The sequence below is a fragment of the Sorangium sp. So ce176 genome (assembly GCF_051519835.1).
Classification (GTDB): domain Bacteria; phylum Myxococcota_A; class Polyangia; order Polyangiales; family Polyangiaceae; genus Sorangium; species Sorangium cellulosum_G.
Map to the genome: position 1 here is coordinate 2096169 of NZ_CP150371.1, position 12746 is coordinate 2108914.

Here is a 12746-nt window from a genome sequence, read left to right on the forward strand (position 1 = left end):
GGGCATGATGGACGTCCGCGGGCGAACAGTGATCGTCGTCGGTCTCGGTCGGAGCGGTGTCGCCGCCGCGCGCCTCCTCGTGGAGCGCGGCGCGCGCGTCATCGCGAACGACGGCGCCCCGCGCGACCGGCTCTCCGCAGCGGCTGCGTCGCTCGAGGCGGAGGGCGTCGCGCTCGCGCCGGGCGGGCACGATCCGGCGCTGTTCGAGGGCGCCGATCTCGTGGTCGTCTCGCCGGGCGTGCCGTCGTTCCCCGCGCTCGACGCCGTCGAGCGCTCCGGGCGCGAGGTCATCGGCGAGCTCGAGCTCGCGTCGCGCTTCGTGTCGGCGCCCATCGTGCTCGTCGGGGGCACCAACGGCAAGAGCACGACGACGGCGCTCACGGGCGCGATGCTCGAGCGCGCCGGCCTCCGCACCTTCGTCGGCGGCAACTTCGGGACCCCGCTCGCCGAGGTCGCGGGCGAGGCGTGGGACGTCCTCGTCCTGGAGATCTCGAGCTTCCAGGCGGAGCGCGTCCCGACGCTGCACGCCCGCGCGCATGCCTTGCTGAACATCACCGACGATCACCTCGACCGCTACCCGAGCTTCGCGGCGTACGCGGACGCGAAGGGCAACCCGTTCGAGCGCATGGCGCCGGAGGACGTCGCCGTCGTCCCGCTCGGCGACGAGCTCGTGGCGCGGCAGGCGGCGCGAGGGCGCGCCCGCGTCGTGACGTTCAGCGCGAGCGATCCACGCGCCGACGTGGCCGTGGCGGGCGGCGCGATCGTCGATCGCGTCGCGGGCGCGAGCTACCCGCTGGAGCGCGTCCGGCTCACGGGCGCGCACAACCTCGCGAACGCCTGCGCCTCGGTGGCGCTGGCCGCGGCGCTCGGCGCTCCCGCCGAGGCGATCGCGGAGGCGCTCGCGCGGTTCGAGGGGCTCGAGCACCGGACCGCGCTCGTCGCCCACGTCGACGGCGTCCGCTATTACGACGACTCCAAGGGGACGAACGTCGGCGCCTCCGTCGCCGCGCTCTCCGGCCTGCGCGAGCAGAAGGCCGTCCTGATCGCGGGTGGGCGCGACAAGCTGGGCGACTACGCGCCGCTCGTGGCCGCGCTGCGCGACCGGGGCCGCGCGCTCGTCGTCCTCGGCGAGGCCGCGGAGCGCATCGCCGCCGCGGCGAGCGGCGTCCTGCCGATCGCGCGGGCGAGCTCGATGGACGAGGCGGTGCTCGCCGCGCGCTCGCTCGCGCAGCCCGGCGACGCGGTGCTGCTCAGCCCTGCGTGCTCCAGCTTCGACATGTTCCGCGACTACAAGGACCGCGGCGACGCCTTCGTCCGCGCAGTCCGCGCGCTCCAGAGGTCGACCGGCGGCTCCGCCGGGGAGGTGGCGTCGTGATGTCGTGGCGCGGCGGGTTCGGGGCGGGCGCCGATGCGCCCAGGAACCGGCACATCGGTCCCCCGGAGCAGCAGAAGGCCGAGCCGGGCGGGGTCGCGGCGGCGGCCGAGGCGTTCTGGAAGGTGCGATCGAGCCCCTCGGGCCCCGTCGACGCCCTGCTCGCGGCCGTCGTCACGGCGCTCATCGGCTTCGGCGTGGTGATGGTCTACAGCGCGAGCGCGGTCGAGGCGACGGTCCGCTACAAGGACGCCCAGTTCTTCCTCAAGCGCCAGGCCGCCTACGCCGTCCTCTCGATCGCCACGATGTGGATCACGAGCCGCATCGATTACCGGCGGCTCAAGGTCCTCACGTACCCGGTGCTCATCGCCGTCACCGGGATGCTCGTCGCGTGCGTGGCGGGCCTCGGCCACAGGGCGGGCAACGCTTACCGGTGGATCGCGCTCGGCCCGGTCCACGTGCAGCCGGCCGAGATGGCGAAGCTCGGCATCGTGCTCTGGCTCGCGTACTCGCTCTCCAAGAAGGCCGATCGCATCAAGTCGTTCTCGGTCGGCTTCCTCCCGCACCTCATCGTGGTCGGGCTCCTGATGCTCCTCTGCCTCAAGCAGCCCGACTTCGGCAGCGCCGTCGTTCTGCTCTTCCTGACCTTCACGCTGCTGTTCGTCGCGGGCGCGCGCGTCCCGTACATCGCCGCGTTCTCCATGCTGCTGGCGCTCGCCGGCGCCGCGCTCGTGCGCTTCAGCGGCTACCGCTACGCGCGCTACCTCGCGTGGATCGACATGGACAACAACCGCGCCGACCTCGCCTACCAGCCGTTCCAGTCGGTCATGAGCTTCGGCTCCGGCGGCGTGTTCGGCCTGGGCCTCGGGCGCGGGCTGCAGGTGCTCTACCTGCCGGAGGCGCACACCGATTTCGTCTCCGCGATCGTCGGCGAGGAGCTCGGCTTCGTCGGCATCGTCGGCCTCTGCGCGGCGTACCTCGTCATCGTCTCGCGCGGCGTGAAGATCGCCCTCGAGGCCGCCGACGACTACGGCAGCTTCATGGCCTTCGGCATCGCGACGCTCTTCGGGGTGCAGGCGATGACGAACCTCGCGGTCGCGATGGCGATCCTCCCGACGAAGGGGCTCACGCTGCCGTTCCTCAGCTACGGCGGCTCGTCGCTGCTCGTGAACGCCGCGGCCGCGGGCATCCTGCTGAGCATCAGCCGATCGCGGACGCTGGTCGCTCCCGATCCGAGAGGCGCGGGGCGTGCGTCGCCCGTCCCGCACGCGCCGAGCGCGTCGGCCCTGGTGGCCGCGTCGGCCGAGGAGGGCGGCGCGTGACGACCGTGCTGATCGCAGGAGGCGGCACCGGCGGCCATGTCTTCCCGATGATCGCGGTGGGCGACGCCGTCCGCGCCGCGGCGCCCGAGGCGCGCGTTGTCTACGTCGGCACCGCGCGCGGCATCGAGGTGCGCGTGATGGGCGAGCGCGGCGACGACCTCGAGCTGCTCCACGTCCTGCCGCTCCGCGGGGGTGGGCTCTCCGGCTTCGTGCGCGGCGCTGCCCGCGCGGGCCGCGTCCTCCCGGAGGCGAGGCGGCTCGTCGAGCGGCTCGACGCCCGCGTTGTGCTCTCGCTCGGAGGCTACGCCGGCGGCCCGGTGTCCCTCGCGGCGCGCTCGCTCGGCGTGCCGGTCGCGATCCTGGAGCCGAACAGCGTCCTCGGGCTGTCGAACCGGCTCCTCTCGCCCCTCGTCGATCGCGCGTACGTCGCGTTCCCTGAGACGGCGCGCGCGCTGCGCCCGAGCGCCGTGCGCCTCTTCGGCGTCCCGCTCCGGCGCGCGTTCGCCCGCGCGCCGTACGCTCCGCGCGAGGGCAGGCTGAGCCTGCTCGTGCTCGGCGGCAGCCAGGGCGCGCTGGCGCTGAACGACGTCGTGCCTCGCGCCATCGCGCAGGGGCGCGAGCGCGGCCTCGATCTCGACGTGGTGCACCAGACGGGCAGGGATCGCGAGGCCGCCGTACGGTCGCTCTACGCCGAGCTCGGGCTCTCCGATCGCGCGCGCGTCGTCCCGTTCATCGACGACGTGGCAGAGGCGCTCGCGGCGGCCGACGTGGTGATCGCCCGCGCGGGCGCGTCGACGCTCGCCGAGCTCTGCGCCGTGGGCCGCCCTTCAATCCTGATTCCGTACCCGTTCGCGGCCGACGACCACCAGATGAAGAACGCGCAGTCCCTCGAGCGGGCTTCCGCCGCGGTGGCCATCGCCCAGGCCGACGCCACCGAGGCGCGCATCGCGGGCGAGCTCGCCCGCCTCGCGGCGGCCCCGGCGCTCCGCGCCCGCATGGCGGACGCCGCGGCGGCGTTCGGAACGCCGGACGCCGCGGCGCGCGTCGCCGCCGATCTGCTCGAGCTCGCGCGCGCTCCGCGCCACCGCGCGCTGCGCTTCCCCATCGGCGGCGCTCGCGCGAAGCGCGCAGCAGAGGAGGCGCCGCGTCGCGCCGCGAGGAGAGGGGCCGCGCCGCCCGGCGCTGCCCTCGGCTGGGAGGAGGCAGGCTGATGTTCCGCGGTCGAGTTCGCCACGTCCACTTCGTCGGCGTCGGGGGCGTCGGGATGAGCGGCCTCGCCGAGATCCTGCGCTCGCTCGAGTTCGAGGTCTCCGGCTCGGACCTCAAGGAGAGCTCGACGACGCGGCGGCTCACGTCGCTCGGCGTCCGGATCGACATCGGCCACCGCGCCGAGAACGTCCGCGGCGTGGACGTCGTCGTCTACTCGAGCGCCATCCGGCCCGACAACCCCGAGCTCACCGAGGCGCGCGCGCTCGGGATCCCGGCGATCGGGCGCGCGGAGATGCTCGCGGAGCTGATGCGCGTGAAGTACGGCGTCGCGATCGCGGGCTCGCACGGCAAGACCACCACGACCTCCCTGGTCGCCACGGTCCTGCGCGCCGCCGGCCTCGACCCCACCGTCGTCGTCGGCGGCAAGATGGCGGCCCTCGGCACGAACGCCCGGCTCGGCGCCGGCGATCTGCTCGTCGCGGAGGCCGACGAGAGCGACGGATCGTTCCTGCGGCTCACGCCGACGATCGCGGTGGTCACCAACATCGATCCCGAGCACCTCGATCACTACGGCACGCACGAGCGCATCAAGGACGCCTTCGTGGAGTTCGCCGCGCGCGTCCCGTTCTACGGGCTCGCCGTGCTTTGCCTCGACCACCCGCACGTCCAGGACCTGCTCCCGCGCATCCCGCGCCGCCACGTGACGTACGGCGTCTCGCCGCAGTCGGACTACTCGGCGCGCGGCATCCAGTTCCGCGGCCTCGAGACGAGCTTCAACGCCTACCGCCGGGACGAGCCGCTCGGCGGCTTCACGGTGAAGATGCCCGGCGCGCACAACGTCCTGAACTGCCTCGCCACGATCGCGGTGGCGGACGAGCTCGAGGTGCCGCTCGACGTCACGAAGCAGGCGCTGGCCACGTTCGGCGGCGTCGCGCGCCGCTTCACCGTCGTCGGCTCGATCGGCGGCATCACGCTCGTCGACGATTACGGCCATCACCCGGCCGAGATCCGCGCCACCGTCGACGCCGCCAGGCGCGCGTTCCCCGGCGAGGATCATCGGATCGTCGTGGCGTTCCAGCCGCACCGCCACACGCGCACGCGCGATCTCTACGACGAGTTCACGCGCGCCTTCAACCAGGCCGACGTGCTGCTCGTGACGGACATCTACGCCGCGGGCGAGCCGCCGATCCCCGGCGTCTCCGCCGAGCGCCTCGTCCAGTCGATCCGCGAGCACGGCCACCACGACGCGCGCTTCGTCGCGGACAAGGCCGACCTCCCCGAGGCGCTCGAGCGGATCGTGCGGCCGGGCGATGTGGTCATCGCGCTCGGCGCGGGCGACGTGAACGCGTGCGTGCGGGATCTCAAGGCGCGGCTCGAGGCCAAGGGGCTGCCGCCCGAGGAGCGCAGCGCATGACCGAGCGCCCCAGCGCCCCGCCGCCGCCGAACCGCCGCCGCGCGCCGTCGTCCTCCGCCGCGGCGCCGTCCAACCGCGCGGCGTCCGCGCGCGCTTCGAAGCCGGAGCCCGTGGCCGCGGTGCCGGCGCCGAAGAACGAGCGCGTGCGCGCGACGACCCCGCCGCACGAGTCGCCGGCCCCGCCCGCGACGAGCGTCTCCGTGCGCCCCCCGCGCCCGCCCGGCAAGGGCGGCTCGCCGGGCGAGGCGCGCCCCGCGCGGCCGCTGTCGCGCCATTTCCGCGCGCTGCAGCTCTTCGCCGGCGCCGCCGTCGTGCTCGTCGCCTCGACCGCTGTCGCGTGGGGCGCGCGTCGCTACATCGTGTCGAGCCCGCGCTTCGCCGTCCGCACCGTGCTCGTCGACGGCGTCCAGCGCCGTACGGCCGAGCAGGTGGCGAGCTCCGGCGGCATCGAGGTGGGCAAGAATATCTTCACGCTCGATCTCGAGCTCGCCAGCGCCTCGATCGCCGCCGATCCATGGATCGAGAAGGCGACCGTCACCCGCACGCTTCCGTCGACCGTCCACGTCAACGTCATCGAGCGGGAGGCGCAGGCCCTTGTCGCGATCGGCGGCGACCTGTACCTCGCGACGCGCGACGGCGAGCTCTTCAAGGAGCTCGCCGAGGACGATCCGGTCGACCTCCCCATCGTCACAGGGATCACCGGTGACCAGGTGGCGCGGGATCGCGCCGGCGTCGTCATCGCGGTCCGGCGCCTGCTCGACGCGGTCGAGGACATGGCGCGCGCGGGCATCGCCCGCCGCTACCCGATCCAGGAGCTCCACATCGAACGGGACGGGTCGGTCGTCGTCACCATCGGCAAGGAGGGGATCGCGCTCCACCTCGGGCAACCGCCCTACCGCGACAAGGTCGGCCAGGCGTCGCGGGTGCTCACCGAGCTCGCCCAGCGGAAGGCGAGCGCGTCGGTGATCTTCCTGGACAACAACGCGCACCCCGAGCGCGTCGTTGTGAGGATGAAATGAGCGCCTCCGCGCGCGTCGCCGTCGCCGGCGTTCGCCGAGCAAAACTTGGCCGGCTCCGCTGGCTCATGGCAGCGTCCTGCCCGCCTGACACGCGCAGGGGGCTCGTCCCCGCATGAGGTGGTGCACGCAATGAAGAGCCGGATGGAGACTTCTGAGATCGTCGTCGGCCTGGACATCGGGACGACCAAGGTCTCGGCGGTCGTGGGCGAGATCGACGCTGATGGGATCACCATCCTCGGGGTGGGCAACGTCCCGTGCCGCGGCCTGCGAAAGGGCGTGGTCAGCAACATCGACTGGACGGTGCGCTCCATCGCCGAGGCCATCGAGGCGGCGCAGACGATGGCCGGCGTCGAGATCCGCACCGTCTATGCCGGCGTCGCGGGCAGCCACATCCGCTGCCAGCAGTCGGACGGCGTCGCCGCGGTCTCGGGCGGCGAGGTCACGCGGGTGGACGTCGAGCGTGTCCTCGAGGGCGCGCGGGCGATCCCCGTCGACGCCGATCGTCAGATCCTCCACGTCCTGCCGCGCGAGTTCACGGTCGACAACCAGGACGGCATCCGCGACCCGGTCGGCATGAGCGGCGTCCGTCTCGGCGTGAAGGTGAACCTGATCACCGCCGCGACCTCGTGCGTGCAGAACGTCGTCCGCTGCGCGGAGCGCTGCGGCCTCACCGTGGCCGACGTGGTACTCGAGCCGCTCGCCAGCGCGGAGGCGGTGCTCTCCGAGGACGAGAAGGAGATCGGCGTCGCCATCATCGACATCGGCGGCGGTACGACCGACCTGCTTCTTTACGTCGACGGCGGCATCGCGCACGCCAGCGTGATCCCGGCGGGCGGCAACAACGTGACCGCGGACATCGCCGCCGGGCTGCGCACGCCGATGGGCGAGGCCGAGCGCCTGAAGCGCAACGCCGGCTGCGCCCTCGGCCGCATGGTCGGCGACGAGGAGGAGATCGAGGTCCCGGGCGTCGGCGGGCACATGCCGCGCAAGTCGGCGCGCCGCGTCCTGTCGGACATCATCGAGCCGCGCGTCGAGGAGATCTTTGCGGTCATCCGCAAGCGGATCGAGGACACCGGGATGCTCGAGCAGCTCTCGGCCGGCGCGGTGCTCACCGGCGGCGGCGTCCTCATGGAGGGCATGACGGAGTTCGCCGAGGAGATCCTCGGAATGCCGGTGCGCCTCGGCGTGCCGGTCGGCGTGCGTGGCATCACGCAGCTCGTTGCCGGCCCGCAGTACGCGACCGGCGTGGGCCTCGTGCAGTACGGCGCCAACGCGCTCGCGCAGGCGCGCGCGCTCACGCCGGTGGCGCTCGACGTCGGCCACGCCGGGCGCGGCGAGAGTCGCCGCGAGAAGGTCCGCGAGCGCGAGTCGCGTCGAGAAATCGTCGAAGAAATGGCGATTGAAAAGAGGTCGAGCGGGAGGTTCTGGAACTGGCTCAGAGCTGCATTCTAGGAATGACGTAGCAAAAGAAAGTTGTTAGAGAATTAGGTTTGAGAGGATCGAAGAGCGCACCGGCGATCCCTCTTGAAGGCGAAGTCAAGAGGGTTTGAAAAACGGCGCTCACAGGGGAAGAGGCGCCCCTCTGAGCACCGTCCGGAGCGAGGACGTCCTCGCGCATTAGGGTTCCGTGCCGCTCGACCTTCGCGGGGGTCGGCGCCGGGCCGAGCGGCTAGCTGTACATCCCCCGGGAGGAGTTCATGAGTTTCTCCATCGAGTTTGCCGACGAACACACCGGGTACGACGCCCGGATCAAGGTCATCGGTTGTGGCGGTTCTGGCGGCAATGCAGTCAACACGATGATCAACTTCGGCCTCGAGGGCGTGGAGTTCATCGTCGTCAACACGGACGCTCAGGCGCTGGGCTCGAGCCTCGCGCCGACCAAGCTCCACATCGGGGCGAGCGTCACGCGCGGCCTCGGCGCCGGCGCCGATCCCGAGAAGGGGCGCAAGGCGGCGCTCGAGGACGTGACCCGCGTGAAGGAGTGCATCCAGGGCGCGGACATGGTGTTCGTCACCGCGGGGATGGGCGGCGGCACCGGCACGGGCGCCGCGCCGGTCATCGCGCAGCTCGCGCGCGAGGAGGGCTGCCTCACCGTCGGTGTCGTGACGAAGCCGTTCTTCTTCGAGGGCAAGCAGCGCTCGCGTCGCGCCGAGCTCGGCCTCGCGATGCTCGCGGAGCACGTCGACACGCTCATCACGATCCCGAACCAGAAGCTCCTCTCGCTGGGCGACGAGGACCTCTCGTTCGTCGAGGCGTTCCGCAAGGCGGACGAGGTCCTCTATCAGGCGATCAAGGGCATCAGCGATCTCATCACGCAGAACGGGATCGTGAACGTCGACTTCGCGGACGTGAAGACGGTCATGTCGAACATGGGCCGCGCGCTCATGGGCACCGGCTGCGCGAAGGGGCAGGGCCGCGCCCGCCTCGCCGCGGAGATGGCCGTCAGCTCGCCGCTGCTCGACGACATCTCGGTCGAGGGCGCGACGGGCGTGCTCATCAACATCGTCGGCGGGCCCGACATGCGGATGCGCGAGATCGAGGAGGCCGCGACGCTCGTGCAGGAGCAGGCGCACGAGGACGCGAACATCATCTTCGGCGCGACGATCGACGAGAACATGGGCGAGATGATCAAGGTCACGGTCATCGCGACCGGCTTCGATCACCTCGTCGCCGAGGTCCCCCACCAGCTCGCGAGCGCCGCGCAGCCCCGCGCGACCGCGCACTCGATCGGCGCGTCGCTCGCCGCCGCGGCCGGCCCGATGTCGGCGCGCTCCGCCTCGAGCGCTCCTCCCATGACGCAGCGCCAGCCGCACCGTCATGAAGAGGTCGCGTACCCGACCACCCGCCGGCCCGCGCCGCAGGTCCAGTCGGCGGGCGGCGGCGGCGGCCCGCGCGATCGCGCGAGCTTCGTCCCCCCGCTCGACTCCGACTGGGACACGCCCGCGTTCCAGCGCCGGGGCCAGTAGCAGCCTCTCGGCCCGCGCGGAAGATCTCGCGAAGCCACGGTCCATCCTGGGCGTTCACGCTGTATTGCGCGTTGACAGGCGCGGGCGAGGACTTATGGTCAGCCGGCGCCTATGCCCCCTGTCGGGCAGGATCGACGCGGCGGTCCATCATTCATGAGTGAAAAGCGCGACTTCTACGAAGTTCTTGGCCTCGCGCGAGACGCGACGCCTGACGACATTCGCAAGGCCTATCGTCAGGCTGCGTTGAAGTACCATCCGGACCGAAACCCCGGCGATGCGTCGGCGGAGTCGCGCTTCAAGGAGGCCACCGAGGCGTACCAGGTCCTCTCCGACGAGGAGAAGCGCCGGCGGTACGATCAGTTCGGGCACGCCGGCCTCGAGGGGATGGGCGCCGGGGCCGACAGCGACATCTTCTCTCACTTCCAGGACATCTTCTCGGAGTTCTTCGGCGGCTTCGGCGGCGGGCAGCGCCGCCGGCGCGGCCCGGCGCGCGGCCAGGACATCCGGGTTCAGCAGCGGCTCTCGCTGCGCGACGCCCTGCTCGGCTGCAAGCGGGAGGTCGTCCTCCGCACGCCGGTCGCGTGCGAAGAGTGCTCCGGCTCGGGCGCGAAGCCGGGGACGAAGCGCAAGCCGTGCGGCACGTGCGGCGGCGCCGGTCAGGTCTCGACCTCACGCGGCTTCGTGATGTTCACCCAGACCTGCCCCGAGTGCTCGGGCGAGGGGTCGGTCATCAAGACGCCGTGCGCCGCCTGCAAGGGGTTCGGCGCGGTCGAGAAGACGCGGAAGGTCGTTGTCAACTTCCCGGCCGGCATCGACGGCGGCCAGCGGTTGCGGGTGCCCGGCCAGGGGATGCCGGGCGCCCAGGGGGCGCCGCCCGGCGATCTGTACGTCGACGTCGATCTCGCCGCCGACGAGCGCTTCGAGCGCGACGGTCTCGACCTCATCACGCGAGCGCCCGTCTCCTTCGTCGACGCGGCGCTCGGCAGCACGGTGAAGATCGACCTGCCAGACGACACGGCGGTCGACGTCGAGATCCCGGCGGGCGTGCAGCCTGGCGAGGTGATCTCGGTGAAGGGCAAGGGGGCGCCCCGCATCGATGGCCGCGGTCGCGGCGCGCTCCAGGTGATCATCCAGGTCGAGGTGCCGAGGAACCTCTCGCCCGCGGCGCAGGAGCTGCTCCGCAAGTTCCAGGACGAGGTCGCGAAGCACCAGCCCTCGGCCAAGGCGGCGACGGCATAGCGTCGCCGGCCTCGGTGACGAAGGTACAGCACCGGCGAGAACAGCGGCCGCGCGCATCACGCTGCGCGGCGGCGAGCGTCCAGCTGTTGCACCGCGGTGCGGTTCGGAGACCGGCGCGCCGAGCGCGTGGTGCCGATCGCGCTCAGCGCGTGGTGCCGATCCAGGCGCCCGCGCACGCGAGGCTGAAGGCGATGGGAGCGAGCGCGGTCGCGAACACGACGGCGACGGGCGCGGCGAGCCCGAGCAGCACCAGCGAGCCCAGGATGGCGAGCGCCGCGGAGGCGGCCGGCTCCAGGACGCTGCCCGTCGACGAGGCCCGGGCGACGAGGTAGCCGGCGAAGGGGAATGCTGCGATCGCCGCCGCGACGAGCAGCAGGAGCGGCGCCGCCGCCGCGGTCGAGGCGTCGCCCCGATCCACCGCGGCGAAATCCACGCCGAAGCGATGGCCGAGCGCGACCGCGAGGGCGAGCGTGGTGGTCATCACCCCGACCGTGACGAGCGCGCCGAAGGCGATCCAGCTCAGCATCAGCGGCCGCTCGGTGCGGCGCAGCGCCTCGCGCATCGTGCCGAGCGACGGCGGCGAGATGTGCGGCAGGAAGCGGCGCTCCCGCCGCTGCGAGCTGTGCGGTGACGCGCTCCGGCGGAGCAGATCGCGCGCGGCCAGGAACGTCACGAAGCCGACGCCGAGGAGCATCGGCGCCGCGATGAAGAGCGCGACCGGCCGGCACGCGAAGACGATGTAGTCGTAGGCGCCGTTGAGCAGCATCGCGGCGAGCCACGCCGCGTTGAAGCGGCGGCCTCCGAGCGGCCGCTTGCGCTCGCGACCGAGCGCGTAGCCCCAGAGCGAGGCGAAGAAGAGGTGCGCCGGCACGGCGAGCGCGGCCCGCACGACGTCGATCGACGACAGCGGCCGGCCCCAGAGGTACATGGCGTTGTGGGCCGACACGAACCCGAGCGCCGCGGCGGCGGCGTAGACCAGCCCGTCGAACGGCTCGTCCACGGTGCGCAGCCGGGCCATCGGCGCGACCGCCGCCACCTTGAGCCCCTGCTCCAGCGGCGCCACGACAACGAAGAGGTAGATCAGCGTGACGGCGTCGAGCGTGCCGGCGACCTTGTCGAGCCCTTGCCAGCGCTGGAGGAAGCCCTCGAGCAGCAGCGCCGGCACGAACGCGATCGCGCCGAGCAGCGCGGTCCCCACCACGAACCGGCGCCTGCCATAGAGCCGCTGGGTCCCGAGGAGGAGCGCGGCCAGTCCTCCGAGCGGCGCGGCGACGGTGGCGAGCCAGATGAGCGCGTCGACTGCGGTCATGGGCAGGAGGGCAGGGGAGGCGACGCTCGCTCGGCGGCCGCTAGAAGTGGAGCCCGGCGACCGCGGTCAGGGCGAGCGCCGAGCCGACGCTGGAGCCCTCGGCCGCGAGCAGATCGGCCTTGGCCTGCTGGGGCGTGGCGGCGGCTTCGCTCCTGATGCGCTCGATCTGCGCGGAGGTGAGCCCCGGCCTGGTGAGCGCCAGGAGCTCCCAGCTCGCGTTCGCGCCGAGCGAGAAGACCGGCGACAGGTACACGTCGAGCCCGCCGGAGATCCGCCCGTAGAAGCCGCGGATCGCGATGGCGTCGGCCGCGCCGCGCACCGCGCTCTTGAAGCTGCCGAGGCCCGCGTACCCGAAGCCCAGGTCGACGTGCGGATCGAGCCTGCCGAGCGGCAGGTGCATGCCGACCTCGCCGCCGGCGCTGAAGAGCTGCCAGTCGTTGAAGAACCCGACCCGCCCGCGCGCGCCCAGCGTGAAGTAGAGGAGCCGGACGCCGACCCCGGCCCCGATGACCCCGCCGTTCGCCGCGCTCGAGATGAACCCGGCCGTGAGCTCGTCCTCGTCGATGTTGAACGTCTGGAGGCCGACGTTCTCGTAGCCTCCCTCGAAGTTCAGCCAGACGATCTCGAGCCCGCGCCCCGAGTCCTCTTGCTTCGCCTCGTCGAGGCGCCGCGCCGTGCCGCCGTCGGGCGAGGCGGGCTCCGGCTCGAGCGTCGTCATCGGGGGAGGCGGCGCCAGCCCTCCGGCTTGCATCGACGGGTCGTAGGGGTTCAGCTGGGCGGGCGCGGCGCCGGGGGTCGAGGCGGCGCCATAGGGCGTGGTCCCCGGGGCCGGCTGACCCTGTTGCGCCGTGGCGAGGGACGCCGTGGTGGCTGCCGTGAGAACCGTGAGGAGACAA

Annotated in this window: 10 protein-coding genes; 8 read left to right on the forward strand and 2 right to left on the reverse strand. The window is 72.6% G+C overall.

The genetic code is table 11. The features are described from left to right. The first annotated feature begins 4 nt into the window (after window positions 1-4). The 8 genes from murD (at window position 5) to dnaJ (ending at window position 10541) form a co-directional block, all read left to right on the forward strand. Window positions 5-1375, forward strand: a complete 1371-nt coding sequence (murD, locus tag WMF42_RS08015) for a UDP-N-acetylmuramoyl-L-alanine--D-glutamate ligase (protein WP_437691268.1) — start codon at window positions 5-7, stop codon at window positions 1373-1375. Continuing rightward, complete coding sequence (ftsW, locus tag WMF42_RS08020) at window positions 1375-2694, forward strand: putative lipid II flippase FtsW (protein ID WP_155798543.1); 1320 nt, start codon at window positions 1375-1377, stop codon at window positions 2692-2694. Before murD ends, ftsW begins: the two co-directional genes overlap by 1 nt. Continuing rightward, a complete protein-coding gene (murG, locus tag WMF42_RS08025) occupies window positions 2691-3905 on the forward strand; it encodes an undecaprenyldiphospho-muramoylpentapeptide beta-N-acetylglucosaminyltransferase (RefSeq protein WP_437691270.1) in 1215 nt (404 codons plus the stop codon). Before ftsW ends, murG begins: the two co-directional genes overlap by 4 nt. Continuing rightward, entirely contained in the window at window positions 3905-5317 is a 1413-nt protein-coding gene (murC, locus tag WMF42_RS08030) for a UDP-N-acetylmuramate--L-alanine ligase (RefSeq protein WP_061609419.1), read from the forward strand. The genes murG and murC overlap by 1 nt, the downstream gene beginning before the upstream one ends. Further along, window positions 5314-6336, forward strand: a complete 1023-nt coding sequence (locus tag WMF42_RS08035; protein WP_437691273.1) for a cell division protein FtsQ/DivIB — start codon at window positions 5314-5316, stop codon at window positions 6334-6336. The genes murC and WMF42_RS08035 overlap by 4 nt, the downstream gene beginning before the upstream one ends. A 141-nt stretch (window positions 6337-6477) precedes the next feature. Continuing rightward, window positions 6478-7788 carry a cell division protein FtsA gene (gene ftsA, locus WMF42_RS08040; protein WP_233562684.1) on the forward strand — a complete coding sequence of 437 codons (1311 nt, stop codon included), beginning with the start codon at window positions 6478-6480 and terminating at the stop codon, window positions 7786-7788. Window positions 7789-8033: 245 nt separating this feature from the next. Next, on the forward strand, window positions 8034-9302 hold the full coding sequence (gene ftsZ / locus WMF42_RS08045; RefSeq protein ID WP_061613183.1) for a cell division protein FtsZ: 1269 nt from the start codon (window positions 8034-8036) through the stop codon (window positions 9300-9302). 153 nt (window positions 9303-9455) lie between these two features. Then, the gene (dnaJ, locus tag WMF42_RS08050; protein ID WP_063816008.1) at window positions 9456-10541 is read left to right on the forward strand and encodes a molecular chaperone DnaJ; all 1086 of its coding nucleotides are present in this window, start codon (window positions 9456-9458) and stop codon (window positions 10539-10541) included. Between the two features lie 142 nt (window positions 10542-10683). Here the strand turns inward: dnaJ and WMF42_RS08055 are convergent, their stop codons facing one another. Next, a complete protein-coding gene (locus WMF42_RS08055) occupies window positions 10684-11850 on the reverse strand; it encodes a PrsW family intramembrane metalloprotease (protein WP_061613181.1) in 1167 nt (388 codons plus the stop codon). A 40-nt stretch (window positions 11851-11890) separates the two neighbouring features. Then, window positions 11891-12601 carry a hypothetical protein gene (locus tag WMF42_RS08060; protein ID WP_437691277.1) on the reverse strand — a complete coding sequence of 237 codons (711 nt, stop codon included), beginning with the start codon at window positions 12599-12601 and terminating at the stop codon, window positions 11891-11893. Window positions 12602-12746: the final 145 nt, after the last annotated feature.